Source organism: Williamsia phyllosphaerae, from assembly GCF_014635305.1.
In the GTDB taxonomy this organism is placed as follows: domain Bacteria; phylum Actinomycetota; class Actinomycetes; order Mycobacteriales; family Mycobacteriaceae; genus Williamsia_A; species Williamsia_A phyllosphaerae.
Window position 1 is genome coordinate 63,426 of sequence record NZ_BMCS01000003.1, and the last position, 17,149, is coordinate 80,574.

The 17,149-nt window shown below is 67.8% G+C and carries 10 protein-coding genes and 1 tRNA gene; 6 read left to right on the forward strand and 5 right to left on the reverse strand.

The window, feature by feature from the left end; translation table 11 throughout:
- Window positions 1-2: 2 nt before the first annotated feature.
- The 4 genes from IEV93_RS18775 to IEV93_RS18790 all read right to left on the reverse strand — a co-directional run bounded on the left by IEV93_RS18775 (window position 3) and on the right by IEV93_RS18790 (window position 4,749).
- The gene (locus IEV93_RS18775) at window positions 3-1,727 is read right to left on the reverse strand and encodes an HNH endonuclease signature motif containing protein (RefSeq protein WP_188491881.1); all 1,725 of its coding nucleotides are present in this window, start codon (window positions 1,725-1,727) and stop codon (window positions 3-5) included.
- A 189-nt stretch (window positions 1,728-1,916) separates the two neighbouring features.
- Window positions 1,917-3,950: an NADPH-dependent 2,4-dienoyl-CoA reductase gene (locus tag IEV93_RS18780; protein ID WP_188491882.1), complete on the reverse strand. Its 2,034-nt coding sequence runs from the start codon at window positions 3,948-3,950 to the stop codon at window positions 1,917-1,919.
- A complete protein-coding gene (locus tag IEV93_RS18785) occupies window positions 3,947-4,540 on the reverse strand; it encodes a PadR family transcriptional regulator (protein ID WP_188491884.1) in 594 nt (197 codons plus the stop codon). The genes IEV93_RS18780 and IEV93_RS18785 overlap by 4 nt, the downstream gene beginning before the upstream one ends.
- A 132-nt stretch (window positions 4,541-4,672) precedes the next feature.
- Window positions 4,673-4,749 (reverse strand) — tRNA-Arg (locus IEV93_RS18790).
- Window positions 4,750-4,975: 226 nt separating this feature from the next.
- Here IEV93_RS18790 and IEV93_RS18795 point away from each other — a divergent pair.
- From IEV93_RS18795 to IEV93_RS18820, 6 genes are all read left to right on the forward strand, one after another.
- Window positions 4,976-5,467 (forward strand): cupin domain-containing protein, encoded by a 492-nt coding sequence (locus tag IEV93_RS18795; RefSeq protein ID WP_188491886.1) that lies wholly within the window; start codon window positions 4,976-4,978, stop codon window positions 5,465-5,467.
- A 57-nt stretch (window positions 5,468-5,524) separates the two neighbouring features.
- Window positions 5,525-7,612: a bifunctional copper resistance protein CopD/cytochrome c oxidase assembly protein gene (locus IEV93_RS18800; RefSeq protein ID WP_188491888.1), complete on the forward strand. Its 2,088-nt coding sequence runs from the start codon at window positions 5,525-5,527 to the stop codon at window positions 7,610-7,612.
- Between the two features lie 138 nt (window positions 7,613-7,750).
- On the forward strand, window positions 7,751-9,424 hold the full coding sequence (gene ettA / locus IEV93_RS18805; protein WP_188491891.1) for an energy-dependent translational throttle protein EttA: 1,674 nt from the start codon (window positions 7,751-7,753) through the stop codon (window positions 9,422-9,424).
- 9 nt (window positions 9,425-9,433) lie between these two features.
- Window positions 9,434-14,140, forward strand: a complete 4,707-nt coding sequence (locus IEV93_RS18810) for an NAD-glutamate dehydrogenase (RefSeq protein ID WP_188491893.1) — start codon at window positions 9,434-9,436, stop codon at window positions 14,138-14,140.
- A 58-nt stretch (window positions 14,141-14,198) separates the two neighbouring features.
- Window positions 14,199-14,690 (forward strand): acyl-CoA thioesterase, encoded by a 492-nt coding sequence (locus IEV93_RS18815; RefSeq protein ID WP_188491895.1) that lies wholly within the window; start codon window positions 14,199-14,201, stop codon window positions 14,688-14,690.
- On the forward strand, window positions 14,687-15,376 hold the full coding sequence (locus IEV93_RS18820) for a DUF8185 domain-containing protein (RefSeq protein ID WP_188491897.1): 690 nt from the start codon (window positions 14,687-14,689) through the stop codon (window positions 15,374-15,376). Before IEV93_RS18815 ends, IEV93_RS18820 begins: the two co-directional genes overlap by 4 nt.
- Here the strand turns inward: IEV93_RS18820 and IEV93_RS18825 are convergent, their stop codons facing one another.
- A complete protein-coding gene (locus tag IEV93_RS18825; RefSeq protein WP_188491899.1) occupies window positions 15,377-17,119 on the reverse strand; it encodes a glycoside hydrolase family 13 protein in 1,743 nt (580 codons plus the stop codon).
- Between the last annotated feature and the right edge of the window lie 30 nt (window positions 17,120-17,149).

Consider the following 17,149-nt stretch of genomic DNA (forward strand, 5'->3'; position numbering starts at 1 on the left):
CATCAGGCGGCCCGGTCAGCCGGCCAGGTGACATCGAAGCGCGACGGTAGGGGGTCGCGCTCGAGGATGAGCCGTACCAATCGATGCTCGATGCCGACGTCTGCCGGCGTGTCGACATCCGGCTCGGTCGCGTCGGTGGCGTCGTCCCGGTGGCCGTCGATCGGGTCGGGGTGCTCGACAGGTTCTGTGTTGTCGACGGATTCGGTCCAGGGGTCGTCGGGTGCGGTGTGGAGATCTGCAGGCTCCTCGGGTGGCACGGGCTCACCCCATGGGTCATCGACCGTTACCGTTTCGGCCCGCGCGGTGGATTCGCCCCATGGGCCCAGTGCGGCGCGGCGGTGTCGGTCGATGAGTTCATCGACGAGGTGCAGATGGTTGGTACGGATTTCACCGGGTGGGTCGGTGTTGCGACGCCAGCCGTAGCGGCCTCGATCGGGTCCCTCGGTGATTTTCACCGTTTCCCACTGGTGGGGTTTGGTACCTACGGATCGGTTGTGCGGTCCGCAGGCGGGTGCCATGTGATCGGCGTCGGTCTTTCCGCCATCGGCCCAGTCGGTTTCGGCGTGGTGCATTTCGGTGTGCGCGAATGGTGTGGGGCAGTCGGTGCGGCTGCAGCCGCCGTACTTGGAGAACGCGATGAACCGTTGTGCTCGGGAGGCGAGACGGTGCGCGCGGCCGAGGAACAGGGGTTCGCCGGTGTGCTCGTCGAATACCGCGAGGTGCATCTGTGCCCGTGCCGCCATCTGCAGAACGTCAGAGATGGGGAGGTCGGTGCCGGTGGCGGTGTGGGCGATGCCGGCGCGCTCACGAAGTTTGTCCTCGGTGATGGAGATGATGACGTGCGGCGGTAGTCCGCGGTGCGAGGCACCGTGCAAGCCGCCATCAGCGGCAGCCTGCAGCAGGGCTCTCAACGCATCGTGGTTGCGTTGACCGACCGACCGGGTGTCCCGGTCGGCGGCTTCGCGCAACTGCTCGGGGTCGACGTCGGTGGTGTCACCGCGTGGTGACCGATCGTCGTCAGGGTTGTTCATCCCGGGTGCCGCCCAGACGGCGAGCATCACCTCGAACAAGGCGCGCGTGGTGGGATCCAATGTCGCGAAGACCTTCGACATCAACTGGGTGTCCTGGCAGCTCAACGACAGTCGGCGTTGCCTCGCCCGGTCCCGGTCATCGGTCAGGTGCCCGTCGGGGTCGAGGTGGGCCAGGACCCGGACTCCGGCTTTCGTGATCTCGCGGGGGCTCAACGTTCGGGCGTGCTCGGCCAACAGTTCCTCTGCCGCGGCCCGGTCGTCGGGGCCGACGGCGGCAGGGATCTTACGCATCACATCGAGGATCGCGTCGACGTGATCGGCACCGATCGCACCTGACGCCAACGCGTCAGCCGTGTTGGGGCATGTCGGTGGCAATTTCTCACCGGTCATCGCATGCATCGACTGCAACTGCGCGACTGCCCGTAAACGATTCCTGGGGTTGGTGATCCGCAGTTCGATGCGCAGGAACTCACCCAGCTTCTGACACCCCACCGACCGGTGGGCGTCACGGTCGGAGACATCGAGGATCCTGCGGTTGCCGATCGATTCCATCCGTCGTACGGCCCGTTCATGGCGGATGGCCAGATCGGCGACCACTGCATCAGTGCAGGGGTCTGATGGTGCAGCAGCAATCTTGTCCAGAAGGTGTTCGAGCGCAGCGTAATCCGACTCCAGATCAGACATGGTGTCGGTCATGATGCACTCCTCCCCAGGCGCGGTGACTGAGGCCAGATTAGCACATGTGTTCGAACCGGGCAATCATTCAATATGGTGAATGATGTTGAACGTCAGCAAAGTTCGCTGGATCGTCCTCCGCCGCGATGGCGTGGACCTGCGTGTGGTGGATGGGGGGCTCACGGCCACGGTCGGCGCCGAGGAGTGCTGTCAGAGGGCGGCGGCGACCTCGGTGCCCTGACGGATGGCGCGCTTGGCGTCGAGCTCCTCGGCGATGTCTGCGCCACCGATCACATGGGTGCGGATGCCTGCGACGGTCAACGGGTCGATGAGGTCGCGCACGGACTCCTGGCCTGCGCACACCACGACGGTGTCCACGTCGAGTACCCGCGGCGCGCGGTCGTCGTCGTCGTCGAAGTGCAGGTGCAGACCGGCGTCGTCGATGCGGTCGTAGCGCGCACCCGAGATCTGTTCCACACCTTTCATCTTCACCGACGCGCGGTGGACCCACCCGGTGGTCTTGCCCAGTCCACGGCCCTGCCCGCCGGACTTACGCTGGACGAGATAGACGGTACGGACGGCGGGTGTGGGACGGGGTGTGGTGACAAATCCCGGGATCGAGGTGTCCTCCGAGACGCCCCACTCCTGTTCCCATTCCTTGAGGTCGAGCGTGGGGGAGTCCTCGACGGTGAGGAACTCGGTGATGTCGAATCCGATGCCGCCCGCGCCGATCACGGCGACGGTGGAGCCGATTTCCCGATGTCCGAGAACGGCATCGGCGTAGGTGACCACCTTCGGGTGGTCGATCCCCGGGATGTCGGGGATGCGGGGAACCACGCCGGTCGCGATGATCACCTCGTCGAACTTCTCGGCGATCAGGTGTTCGGCGCCGGCCCAGGTGTTCAGGTGGACGGTCACGCCGCCGACCTCGAGTTGGCGGGTGTAATAGCGGATCGTCTCGGAGAACTCCTCCTTGCCCGGGATCCTGGCAGCGATCGCGAACTGCCCGCCGATCGAGGATCCGGCCTCGAACAGCTCCACGCGGTGACCGCACTCGGCCGCGGCGACCGCGGCGGACAGACCGGCCGGTCCCGCACCGATGACGGCGACGCGTTTGGCGTGCCGGGTCGGGGACAGGGTGAGGACGGTCTCGCGTCCGGCGCGCGGGTTGAGGAGGCAGGACACCTTCTTCCCCACGAACGCGTGATCGAGGCATGCCTGGTTGCAACCGATGCAGGTGTTGATCTCGTCGGCGCGTCCCTGCTGTGCCTTGTTCGGCAGGTCCGGGTCGGCCAACAGCGGCCGCGCCATCGACACCGCGTCGACGCGACCGCATCGCAGGATCTCCTCGGCGATCTCCGGGGTGTTGATGCGGTTCGACGCGATGAGCGGGATGGACACCTCGTCGCGGAGTCGTTCGGTGAACTTCACGAACGCCGCGCGCGGCACCGAGGTGACGATCGTCGGGACCTTGGCCTCGTGCCACCCGATGTCGGTGTTGATCGCGTCGACGCCGTGCGCCTCCAGCGCACGGGACAGCTGGGCGATCTCGTCCCAGGTCTGCCCGCCCTCGACGAGGTCGGCGATGGACTGTCGAATGATGACCAGGAAATCGTCGCCGACGCGCTTGCGGATCCGATCGACGATCTCCAGGACGATGCGCTGACGGTTCTCGGTCGATCCGCCCCAGCGGTCGGTCCGGGTGTTGGTGCGCGGACACAGGAACGTGTTGAGGAGATAGCCCTCGCCGCCCATGATCTCGATGCCGTCGTAGCCGGCCTCCTTCGCGAGCTTCGCGCATCGACCGTAGGAGTAGATGGTCTGACGGATGATCGCCTCGTTCATCCTGATCGGCTGGAACGGGTGGATCGGCGACTTCTCCCGACCGACACTCACTTTCAGCGGCGTGTAGCCGTAGCGACCGGCGTGCAGGATCTGCAGCGCGATCTTGCCGCCCTCGTTGTGCACCGCGTCGGTGAGGACCCGGTGCCGGCGGACGTCGATCTTGTTGGTCAGCTTGCCGCCGAACGGCAGCAGCAGGCCCAGACGGGTCGGGGCGATCCCGCCGGTGATGATCAGTGCCGCACCACCCCGGGCCCGCATCGCGTAGTAGGCCGCCAATTTCTTGGTGTCCCAGGCCCGTTCCTCGAGGCCGGTGTGCATCGACCCCATGATGATCCGGTTGCGCAGGGTGACCGAACCGAGCTCCAGGGGCTCGAACAGGTGGGGATAGGGGGTGTTCATCGCGAGACCTTCTCCTGTGTGGGGGATGTGCCGGGCTGTGCGGGGCTGGTGGACATCTCGTGTTCGAGGGCGGTGACGACCTCGTCGAGCCAGTCGACGAAGCCCTCCTCGATGCGGATCCCGCCGCGGAGCACCAGATACTGGTGCAGACGTCGGCCGGTCGTGGCCGCGGCATCGGGGTGGTCGCGGTCGGCGAAGGCCCGATAGAGAGCGAGCTGTTCGGTGTGGATGTCTCGGTGGCGGCGCATCTCGGCGACCAGGTCGGTGAGGTCGCCGTGTTCGGCCGCCCGCAGTTTCACGCTGAGTTCGTCCCGTAGGCGCGGAACCGGGGCGCGATCGGACACCCATGCGCGCAGGGCATCTCGTCCGGAATCGGACAGCGTGTAGACCTTCTTGTCCGGGCGGGCGTCCTGGGCGACGGACTCGAACGCGACGAGCCCGTCGTCGTGCAGCTTCTTCAACGTGCGATAGATCTGCTGGTGGGTGGCCGACCAGAAGTAACCGATCGACCGGTCGAACTGTCGGCCGATCTCGTAGCCGGTGCCGGGACGCTCCGCCAACGACACCATGATCGCGTGTTCGAGGGCCATGACGGCAGGCTAATACGCAATCACGCACTGTGCAACAAGGTGCATAGGCGGGCATCGCTAGCTGCAGTACCCGCTGAGTTGGAACGTCGGCTATCCGCCGGGAAACGATTGACGGCCGACATCGGCGAATGATGGTGCCCCCGGCAGGACTCGAACCTGCGACCTAGAGATTAGAAGGCTCTTGCTCTATCCACCTGAGCTACGGAGGCGCGCCCGTTCACGGCCGGTGTGTCGGCGGTGAACGATCTGCGCGCGAAGTATATCCGTCACCCGAGCGCCGGTGAGGGACGGTCACGGGCCCGCCGAAACCGGACGGGTGCTGTGAATCCGAACGTACGAATTGCCGCCCGGAGAGTTGCGCCGCCGTTCTCTTTACGTCATCTTTACTTTTGCCCGACGATGTCGGGCTGGGGGTTCGACGAAGGGGAGCGTTGAGTGGACGGCATCAGAACTCTGGACTTCACCGGCGGCGCGGCGGTCGACTCGCCGATCCGGCCGGAATGGGTTGTGGAGGGCGACCCGGTGGCCAGGATTCACGAATGGACGATCAGTTCCGATCTGCTGTCGACCACGGCGATCTGGAGTTGCACCGCGGGCACGTTCCGGTGGTACGCCGAGGCCGAGGAGTTGGTACACATCCTCGAGGGCGCGGTGATCGTGACCGACGAGTCCGGGCAGTCGGTGGAGCTGACCCCGGGCCGGGCCGCGGTGCTGACCGCGGGCGAGTGGACCACCTGGACCATCGACGATCACGTCAAGAAGCACGCCGTCTGGAAGACCGCGGTACCGACGCCGGTGCGCCTGTTCTGGCGTGCGTTGTCGGCTCTGCGCCGTATCGCCCGACGCGCCCGGATCGTCCGTCGGGGATCCACACCCGACGCGCAACCCGCCTCGGCCACCCCGTTCGGAATCCGCACAGCCGCCTGAGCCGCAGCTCATCGCCACACTTTCCCGGCTCCGGCGCGTGTTGCCTAGAGTGCAGTCATGAGCGTGACCACTGCTGATTCGATCGACCTGCGCCGCAGCGCGGCTGCCGGCCTCGGTTGGGTCGTCGCGTGGGTGACCGCAATCGTCGCGATCATCGTCACGGCGATGTCGGCCTCGCAGTTCTCGGAACTGACCGGGATCCCGGATCCGGGATGGATCACCACCTACGGCCTGCCCGCGGTGCAGGGTATCGGCGAGATCGGTGCGGCCATCGCGGTCGGCTCGGCGTTGTTCGCGGCGTTCCTCGTACCGCCGCAGGCCGACGGCGTACTCGATGTCGGTGGCTACCGTGCGGTGCGGTGGGCCGCGGTCGGCGCGTTGGTCTGGGGCATCACGTCGTTGATGATGATCCCGCTGACCCTGTCGAACGTGTCGGGCCGGCCGCTGTCGGAATCGTTGCAGCCGTCGAACCTCGTCACCGCGGTCGATCAGGTGGCCGACGCCCGATCCTGGCTGTGGACCGCACTCTTCGCACTGGTGACCGCGGCGTTTGCCCGGGTCGCGTTGCGCTGGTGGTGGACTGTGGTCATCTTCGGCCTGGCGCTGCTGAGCCTGATGCCGCTCGCCCTGAGTGGGCACTCCTCGGCCGGCGGCAGCCACGATTACGCCACCAACAGCCTCATCCTGCACATCGTGTTCGCGACCGTCTGGCTCGGCGGCCTGTTCGCGGTACTCGTCTATGCCCGTGGACTCGGGACCCACACCGGACTCGCGGTGGCCCGCTTTTCCCGGGTCGCGCTGTGGTGCATCGTCGTCGTCGGCGCCAGCGGTGTGATCAACGCGCTGATCCGCGTCGAGTTGTCCGACCTGTTCACCGACACCTACGGCCGCATCGTGCTGCTCAAGACGGTGGCTCTGATCGTGCTCGGCGGGCTGGGGGCGATCCACCGACGACGTACCGTCACCGCTCTGCAGTCCGACCCCGACGATCGGGCGGCGTTCATCCGGTTCGGTCTCGTCGAGGTCGTGGTCTTCGCGGTGACCTTCGGTCTGGCCGTGGGGCTGTCGCGGACGCCGCCGCCTGCCGAGGACACCTCGAAACTGTCGGTGACCGAGGTCGAACTCGGCTACAACCTGCCCGGTCCGCCCACCGCCCTGCGGATCCTGACCGAGTGGCGTTTCGACCTGCTGTTCGGAACTCTCGCAATCGTTCTCGCCGTGGTCTACCTCCGGGGCATCCTGCGCCTTCGTCGACGTGGCGACGCCTGGCCGGTGGGGCGGACGATCAGCTGGTTCGCCGGGTGCGCGATCCTGCTATTCACCTCGTCGTCGGGTCTGGGCAGCTACTCGCCCGCGATGTTCAGCATGCACATGATCGCGCACATGCTGATGTCGATGCTGATCCCGGTGTTGTTCGTCCTGGGTGGACCGATCACCCTCGCTCTGCGGGCCCTGCGACCCGCCGGCCGTACCGCCCCGCCCGGACCGCGGGAGTGGATCCTCGCGGTACTGCACAGCCCGGTGTCGCGGTTCCTCACCCACCCGGTCGTGGCGTTCGTACTTTTCGTCGGGAGCTTCTACGCGCTCTACCTCGGTGGGCTGTTCGACGCGGTCGCCACCTACCACGCGGGACACGTGCTGATGAACCTGCACTTCCTGCTCAGCGGATACCTCTTCTACTGGGTGGTGATCGGCATCGACCCCGCACCGCGGCAGGTGGCGCCGTTGGCGAAGGTGGGCATGGTCTTCGGTGCCCTGCCGTTCCACGCGTTCTTCGGGGTGGCCCTCATGTCGATGAACTCCGTCATCGCCCTGGACTACTTCCGCGGCCTGAGACTGCCGTTCGGCGTCGATCTCATGTCCGACCAGCGAGTCGGCGGCGGCATCGCCTGGGCGGCCGGCGAGGTCCCACTCGTCATCGTGATGCTGGCCCTGCTGATCCAGTGGACTCGCCAGGACCGGCGCGTCGCCAAGCGGTACGACCGTCGTGAAGATCGCGACAACGACTCCGAACTGGCCGGATACAACGCCATGTTGGCCGAACTGTCCGGGACGGGCGGGACGGACGCTCGTGGGGCGGACAGCGACACATCTGCGGCACCGGATCCCGTCGGCGGGTCCCGTCCGGGTGGCGACGCCTCGTAAATCGGGTCGCCCGGGCAGCTAAGGTTGGTGTCGACCTCGTCCGGCCGGGTCGTCCCGCAGCCGTAGGGCACCAGCCCACATGCGCACCCGCCGGACGCCTCGAGTCGTAGTGCACATGTTGCGTGGAAGGTGATACGAGTGCCCGAATTTATCTACACCATGAAGAAGGTGCGTAAAGCGCACGGCGACAAGGTGATCCTGGACGACGTCACGATGTCGTTCTACCCAGGCGCGAAGATCGGCGTCGTGGGTCCCAACGGCGCGGGTAAGTCGTCGATCCTCAAGATCATGGCCGGCATCGATCAGCCGTCCAACGGCGAGGCGTTCCTCGACCCGGGCGCCTCGGTCGGCATCCTCATGCAGGAGCCCGTGCTCAACGAGGAGAAGACCGTTCGACAGAACGTCGAAGAGGGTATGGGCAAGGTCAAGGAAGACCTCGACCGCTTCAACGAGATCGCCGAGCTCATGGCCACGGAGTACTCCGACGAGCTGATGGACGAGATGGGCAAGCTGCAGGAGGCCCTGGACCACGCCGACGCGTGGGATCTCGACTCCCAGCTCGAGCAGGCGATGGACGCACTGCGCTGCCCGCCGGCCGACGAGCCCGTCACCCACCTCTCCGGTGGTGAGAAGCGCCGCGTCGCGCTGTGCAAGTTGCTGCTGTCCAAGCCCGACCTGCTGCTTCTCGACGAGCCGACGAACCACCTCGACGCCGAGAGTGTGCTGTGGCTCGAGCAGTTCCTGGCCTCGTACGCGGGCGCCGTCCTCGCGGTCACCCACGACCGGTACTTCCTCGATCATGTGGCGCAGTGGATCTGCGAGGTCGACCGCGGCAAGCTGCACCCCTACGAGGGCAACTACTCGACCTACCTGGAGAAGAAGGCCGCGCGCCTCGAGGTCCAGGGCAAGAAGGACCAGAAGCTGCAGCGTCGCCTCAAGGAGGAGCTCGCCTGGGTCCGCTCCGGCTCCAAGGCCCGCCAGACCAAGAACAAGGCGCGTCTGGGGCGCTACGAGGAGATGGCCGCCGAGGCCGACAAGATGCGCAAGCTCGACTTCGAGGAGATCCAGATCCCGACGCCGCCGCGCTTGGGCGACGTGGTGGTCGAGGTCAAGAACCTCGACAAGGGTTTCGACGGTCGCGTGCTGATCAAGGACCTGTCGTTCACGTTGCCGCGCAACGGCATCGTCGGCGTGATCGGTCCCAACGGTGTCGGTAAGACGACCCTGTTCAAGACCATCGTCGGTCTCGAGAACGCCGACTCGGGCACGGTGAAGGTGGGCGACACGGTCAAGCTCAGCTACGTCGACCAGAATCGCGCGAACATCGACCCCAAGAAGAACGTGTGGGAGGTCGTCTCCGAGGGACTCGACTTCATCGAGGTCGGCCAGAACGAGATGCCCTCGCGCGCCTACGTCAGCGCGTTCGGCTTCAAGGGGCCCGATCAGCAGAAGAAGGCTGAGGTCCTCTCCGGTGGTGAGCGCAACCGTCTGAACCTCGCGCTGACCCTCAAGGAGGGTGGCAACCTGATCCTGCTCGACGAGCCCACCAACGACCTCGACGTCGAGACCCTCGGTTCGCTGGAGAACGCGCTCGACACGTTCCCGGGTTGTGCCGTCGTCATTTCTCACGACCGGTGGTTCCTCGACCGCACCTGCACCCACATCCTCGCGTGGGAGGGCAACGTCTCCGAGGGGCAGTGGTTCTGGTTCGAGGGCAACTTCGAGGCCTACGAGGCCAACAAGATCGAACGCCTCGGTGCCGACGCCGCACGGCCGCACTCGGTCACCCACCGCAAGCTCACCAGGGACTGATCCCCACCCATGGGCACGGCATCGTCGACGACACCCACGCCCGCCGCGGTCGCGCGTAGCTACTTCGCGCGACCCGGTCAGGCTTTCTCCGACGATGCCGTGGGGGGCGGTGGCACGGCCGATCTGGACCAGGTCGAACGACATCTGGCTCTCGCCCGTGTCCGTCCGCCCGGGCAACCGGTCGTCGAGGTCGTCGAGACCGACGGCGCCGTGCGGTCGGTCTACATCGTGGTCGACGACCAGGCTCTGCTCGTGGAGGCGGCCGTGGTCGTCGTCGAGCAGGCCGGACTCGCCGTCCGACGCGTCGATCACCCGATCTTCGCTGCCGTCCGCGACGACGCCGGCGTACTGGTCGCACTGACCGCGGCCGGCTCACCCGATGCCGACGCCGCTGCGGTGGCCGAGTCGTGGATCGGTCTGCAGGTCTCACCGGCCCGCGGGTCGATCGACGCCGACGACGTCGGCGCCCGTCTCACCCAGGTCATCGAACGAATCGGCGCGGTCCACGCGGACGCCCACACGATGCTCGCCGAACTGGCCGCGCTCGCCGACGTCGTGCGCGACGGCGGCGGCAACGAACAGGCCGACCTGCTCACCTGGTTGTCCGACGGACACTTCCTCGCCCTGGGGTCGCTGGTGTCCGGTCCCGGGGACACCGGATGGTCCGCCGCCACCGGTGTTTTCGTGCAAGCCTCGGTTCCGCGGCCGGGTGACCCCGCACGCGTCCCCGACACGGCCGTCTCGATCGGACGGGTCCATCTGCCCACCGGGGTCATCCGCACCGAGTACCCGACCGCGGTCCGCGTCGTCGAGCCCGGCCCGGCCGGCCGGACCCACCTGTTCATCGGGATCCTGACGTCGGCGGCGCTGCACACCGACGTCCTGGCGGTCCCCGTCCTGCGGGGGGTCGCGGGGACGGTCCTCGCGCAGGCCGGGGTCGGCGGCGACTCCTACGCCGGTGCCACCCTGCTCGAACTGCTGCAGAACCAGTCACGCGCCGAACTGTTCGGTGCCGCGCCCGAGGATCTCGCCGCGACCCTGATCGACGTGCTCGACGCCATCGCCGGTCGCGAGGTCCGCGTCTACCTGCGTGCCGATCCCGCCTCGGAGATCGTCACCGCCCGCATCTACCTCCCGCGCGACCGGTACACCACTCGTCTGCGGGAACAGATGCAGACGCTCCTCGTCGAGCGTCTCGGCGGCAGGTCACTCGAGTACACCGCCCGCATCAGCGATTCGCCGCTGGCGTTCGTCCACGTGATCATGCGGGTGGACCGCGGCACCTGTGAACTGTTGGCCGGGATGGCCCCCGCCGACCCGCGCCGCGCCGAGATCCAGACCGACATCGCCGCCGCCGCGCGCAGCTGGGACGACGACCTGCGGGCCATCGCAGGCGGTGCCATCGACGCCGACCTCGTCGGTGCCTACGCGGCGGCGATCCCACAGGCCTACAAGAACGAGCGGGATCCGCGCGCAGCGCTGACCGACGTCGTGGTCCTCGCCGGCCTCGCCGACGGCGACCATCACGTCCGACTGCGCCCGCACTCCGCCGAACCCGACGACCGCTGGACCTTCGGCCTCTACCTGTGCGGGCGATCCGCGTCGCTGACGTCGATCCTGCCGATGCTGCAGAGTCTGGGTGTCGACGTCCTCGACGAACACCCCTTCGCGGTCACCCGGCCCGACGGGATCGCCTGCTGGATCTACGAGTTCACCATCGTGCCGGCCGCGGGGGTCGGCGTCGCCCCGGATTCCACGAGCGACCTGCAGACGCGTTTCACCGACGCCTTCTCCCGACTGTGGACCGGGGTCGCCGACGTCGACCCGTTCAACGAGTTGGTGTTGCGATGCGGGTTGAACTGGCGCGAGGTCGTGATGCTCCGCGCCTACTCTCGATACCTCCGACAGTGCGGGTTCTCCTCCGGCGCACGGCATGTGACCGGTGTACTCGGCGACCACCCGGAGATCACCGCGGCACTCGGGGAACTCTTCGCGGTGTCGTTCGACCCCGACCGGGTCGACGACGACGCCAGGGCGGGCGTGATCAACCGACTCGACCTGCTGGCCGCCGACGTGCTCAGCCTGGACGCCGACCGGATCATCTCGGCCTTCGTCTCGGTCGTCAAGGCGACCTCCCGCACGAACTTCTACTCACCGGACGCCGGTGCCGCGCTGGCGTTCAAGCTGCGCCCGCGGGAGATCCCGCAGACCCCGCAACCCCGGCCGCTGCACGAGATCTTCGTGTACTCCCCGCGGGTCGAGGGAGTGCACCTCCGGTTCGGGTCGGTGGCCCGCGGTGGCCTCCGTTGGTCGGATCGCCGGGAGGACTTCCGCACCGAGATCCTCGGGCTGGTCAAGGCGCAGGCGGTCAAGAACGCGGTCATCGTGCCGGTCGGGGCCAAGGGCGGTTTCGTCGTCCGGCAGCCACCGACCCCCACCGGCGATCCGGCGGCCGACCGGGACGCGACCCGCGCGGCGGGAGTCGGGGCATACCGCGAGTTCATCTCGGCGCTGCTCGACCTCACCGACAACCTCGACGTCGGTGACGGCACCGGTACCGCCGAGGTCGTCCCGGCCCCCGGTGTCGTCCGTCGCGACGGCGACGACACCTACCTCGTGGTGGCCGCCGACAAGGGGACCGCCACGTTCTCCGACATCGCCAACTCCGTCGCCGCCGAGTACGGGTTCTGGCTGGGCGACGCATTCGCCTCGGGGGGATCGGTCGGATACGACCACAAGGCCATGGGCATCACCGCTCGCGGCGCGTGGGAGTCGGTGACGCGCCACTTCCGGGAGATGGGCACCGATGTCGCGTCCGACGACTTCACCGTCGTCGGCGTGGGCGACATGAGCGGCGACGTGTTCGGCAACGGGATGCTGCTCTCCGAGCACATCCGTCTGGTGGCGGCGTTCGACCACCGCCACATCTTCGTCGACCCCGATCCCGATGCCGCCGGCTCGTTCTCCGAGCGCCGCCGACTGTTCGACCTGCCGCGGTCGTCGTGGGCCGACTACGACACGACCCTGATCTCTGATGGCGGCGGTGTGTGGTCGCGGGAGAGCAAGTCCATCCCGATCGCCGACAGCGTGCGCGCCGCACTCGGCCTCACGGCGGGCGTCGAGAGCCTCTCACCCCCGGAACTGATGCGCGCGATCCTGCTGGCTCCGGTCGACCTGCTCTGGAACGGCGGCATCGGCACCTACGTCAAGGCCTCCACTGAGAGCCACGCCGATGTGGGCGACAAGGCGAACGACGGTATCCGCGTGGACGGGAACGCCGTGCGCGCGAGGGTGATCGGTGAGGGTGGCAACCTCGGGGTCACCGAACACGGACGGATCGAGTTCGACATGTCCGGCGGTCGTGTCAACACCGATGCCATGGACAACTCGGCCGGGGTGGACTGCTCCGACCACGAGGTGAACATCAAGATCCTGCTGGACTCGCAGGTCGCCTCCGGCGCGCTCGCCCCGGATGACCGCAACCGGCTGCTCGAGTCGATGACCGACGAGGTCGGTCGACTCGTCCTGGCCGACAACATCTCCCAGAACTCCGAGCTGGGCACCTCCCGCGGACTCGCGGCGCAGATGCGCGACGTGCACGCGCGGTTGCTCGGCCGCCTCGCCACCGACCACGGTGTGGACCTCGAGCTCGAGGCCCTGCCGCACCCCGACGACCTGGTGGCGCGTGACCGCGGCGCCGGCCTCACCTCGCCGGAGCTGGCCACGATGATGGCGCACGTCAAGCTGGCACTCAAGGACGATCTGCTCGCCGGCGACCTGCCCGACAACGACGCGTTCGACGATCGTCTCATCGCGTACTTCCCGCAGGCGCTGCAGGATTCGTACCCTGTCGGCATCGCGGCACATCCGCTGCGGCGTCAGATCGTGACCACCACGCTGGTCAATGACCTCGTCGACACCTCGGGGATCGAGCACGTCTTCGCACTCGGCGAGAGCACAGGCGCGTCGTCGACCGACGCCGCCCGGGCCTTCGTGGTGGTGGCCGAGACGTTCGGGCTGTCCGGGTTGCGCTCGAGGATCGTCGCCGCACCGGGGGAGATAACCGCGATCGACGAGATGCTCGTCCACTCGCGACGTCTGCTGTTCCGCGCGTCACGGTGGTTCGTCGCCACCCGACCCCAGCCGATGGCCATCGCCGCCGAGATCACCCGCTACGCCGATCGGGTGGCCGCGCTGGACCAGCACCTTCCGGAATGGTTGGGGGACAGTTCGCGCGCCGACATCGACGCCCACGCGGCGCGGTGGGTCTCCGCCGGGATCCCCGCCGAGATCGCGCACGATGTCGCCGGGTGTCTGCACCGGTTCTGCCTGCTCGACATCATCGACGCGGCGGAGATCTCCGACCGTGACATCGGAGAGGTCGGCGCCCTGTACGGCACGCTCCTCGACCATCTCGGCGTCGAGCAACTCCTCACTGCCGTGTCGGACCTGGAGTCGGGGGACCGGTGGCAGTCGCTGGCCCGACTCGCGTTGCGCGACGACCTGTTCGCGGTCCTGCGGGCGATGACCCTGGCGGTCCTCGAGGTCGGCGAACCGGAGGAGTCGCCGCGCGAGAAGATCGCGGAGTGGGAGTTGCACAACGCATCCCGCCTGTCGCGGGCCCGGGCCACTCTCGACGAGATCGCCCAGTCGGGGCATCGGGACCTCGCGACCCTGTCGGTCGCGGCCCGGCAACTCCGGAGTGTGATCCGCTGAGATCGGTGAGCGCGATCCCCACCGACGACGACCGCAGCACCGAGCAGGGAGGCAGGCCATGTCTGACGCAGGCAACCATCGGGACGAGTCACACCGGGACGACTCACTCGGGGGCGACGACGGCCACCGCGTCGACGCCGGATACCTGGTGACGGTGCCGGTGCGCTGGTCGGACATGGACGTGTTCCAACACATCAACCACGCCCGGATGGTGACCCTCCTCGAAGAGGCCCGCATCCCGTGGTTGTTCTACGACGAGCGGCCCACGGTCGGCCTGCGCAACGGGTGCCTGGTGGCCGACCTGCACGTCAAGTACCAGGGCCAGGTACGCCACGACGAGTCGCCGATCGAGGTCACCATGTTCACCACCCGCGTCCGTGCGGTCGACTTCTTCGTCGGCTACGAGGTGCGCCCCAAAGGTGCCGCGCCCGACAGCCGTCCGGCCGTCGTCGCGTCGACGCAACTCGTGTCGTTCGATGTCGACACCCAGCGCCCGCGCCGGATGACCGCGCAGGAGAAGGACTACCTCACGAGTTTCCTGCGCGCATGATCGGTTTCGCGACGCCCGCCGACCGCAACGACCTCACCGCGTTCGTGATGCGCGCATGCCGTGTCGACGAACTGGCGGTGATCCGACTGCGCCGCCGCGGTGACGGGGCGGTCGGGGCCTGGGTGATGAGCGGGTTCGACGTCCTCGCCGGCCGGGTCATCCGCGCCGAACTCGAAGCATCCGACGTCGTGCACGACGGTTCGCAGCTGTTGGCCGCGTTACGTGCCGATCCGTCCGCGTCGACCGTGGATCCCGGGTTCTCCATCGACAGCGCGTGGCAGGCGGGGGCACTGCCGCCGGAGAGCGGCTTCGGCCACGTCGACGACGTACCCGCCCGCACGATCGTCGAGTTGTCCCGTGAGGGCGCCCGTCTCGCCCGTAGCGAGGCCGGTCCGCTGGGTCCGCCCGCGTCGCTGCTCGAGCAGACCGTGATCGAGGTCGACGACCCGCGAGCGCCCGGTGCCGGTACGGTGGCCGTCCCGATGCGTGCGGTGTTCGCGCTGACCGCGATGGGGTTCGTCCGCACCGTCGACGGCGATCAGGTCACCGAGACCTCGCCGATCGAGGCGATCGCGGCCGACGAACCGGTGCGGATCCGCGCCACCGGGGTGTGGGCACGCCTCGACGCCCGATACGGCTCGGTACATGTCCGACGGACCGCCGCGTTGGCGGTCACGCCGACCTGATCAGACGAGCCAGGCGGCCGCGTTCGGCGGGAGCTTCCCGTCACGTAGCGGCGCACTACTCAGCAGGATCTCGCCTCCGGGCAGCCCCACCGGCTCGTCGCCGGTGTTGACCGCACAGATCAGGCGACCTTCGGACCGTCGATAGGCGATGCAGCCCTCCGGCGCTCCGTACCACTCGATGTCGACGCCGGCGAACTCCGGTCGGGTCTTGCGCAGTTCGATGGCCAACCGGTACAGCGACAGCGTGGAGTCGACGTCCTCGAGCTGGTGCTCGGCCGTGAGGCCCTTCCAGTCGTCGGGCATCGGCAGCCAGGTGTCCGGCGTGCTGCTGAACCCGTAGGGCGGGGTGTCGCCCTGCCACGGCAGCGGGACGCGGCAGCCGTCGCGACCCCGCATGGTGTGCCCGGAGCGTTCCCAGACCGGATCCTGCAGTGCCTCGTCGGGCAGTTCGGTGTTCGGCAGACCGAGCTCGGCGCCGTTGTAGATGAAGATCGTCCCGGGCAGTCCCAGCTCCACGAGCAGCATCGCCCGCGCACGGTCGAGACCGGCGTCGGGGGTGGTGCCCTCGGCGTACCGGGTGACCTCGCGTTCGACGTCGTGGTTGGACAGCGTCCACGTCGGGTTGCCCTGCACCGAGTCGACGGCCTCGAGTGAGTTCTCGATCGCCTCACGGATCGAGTCGGCGGTGAAGTCGGCCTCGGCGAGGCGGAAGTTGAAACCGAGGTGCAACTCGTCGGGGCGGATGTACTCGGCGAACCGTGAGTTCTCGCGAACCCAGATCTCGCCGACGGTGACCGCGTCGGGGTACTCGTTCATCACCGTGCGGATCTTGCGGTGGATCTCGTGCACCCCGGGGTTGTTGAACCGGGGATCGTCGTCGTCGTTGATCAGCAGTCCGGTGCGCATGTCGGTCATGTCCGGCAGGCCCGGTGGCTTGGCCATCCCGTGCGCGACGTCGATGCGGAAGCCGTCGACACCGCGGTCCAGCCAGAACCGGAGGGTGGTGGCGAGATCCTCGAAGACCTCGGGGTTCTCCCAGTTCAGGTCGGGTTGTTCGGGTGCGAAGATGTGCAGGTACCACTGCCCGGGGGAGCCGTCGGCCTCGGTGACGCGCGTCCACGCCGGCCCGCCGAAGATGCTCGGCCAGTTGTTCGGCGGCTGGTCGCCGTCGTCACCGAGCCCGTCGCGGAAGATGTACCGATCCCGTGCCGCGCTGCCCGGCTCGGCGGCCAGCGCCTCGACGAACCAGGCGTGCTGATCGCTGGTGTGGTTGGGGACGAGATCCATCGTCACCTTGATGTCGCGGGCGTGCGCCTCCTCGATCAACGCGTCGAGGGCGCCGATCCCGCCGAACAGCGGATCGATGTCGCGCGGATCGGAGACGTCGTACCCGTGGTCGGCCATCGGTGAACGCATCACCGGGCTGATCCACAACGCGTCGACGCCGAGCAGCTCGAGATAACCGAGTTTGTCGATGACCCCGTTGAGATCACCGACCCCGTCACCGTCGCTGTCGGAGAACGACCGCGGGTAGATCTGATAGAAGATCGCCGAGGTCCACCAGTGCTCGTCCCGGCTGTCCCCGGGGGCGTCCGCCGCGGTCGTCGTGGTCTGCGTGACGTCCCGGTGGGACAGCCGATCGTCCTCCGCGACAACGGTATCGGCTGTCTCGTCCCGATCGGACGGGGTGGGTCGTTCGGCGTCGGTGTTCAGCTCGGCGGCACCTGTTGACTCGTCATTCACAGATCCATCTTGCCTCACGTACCGGAGCGG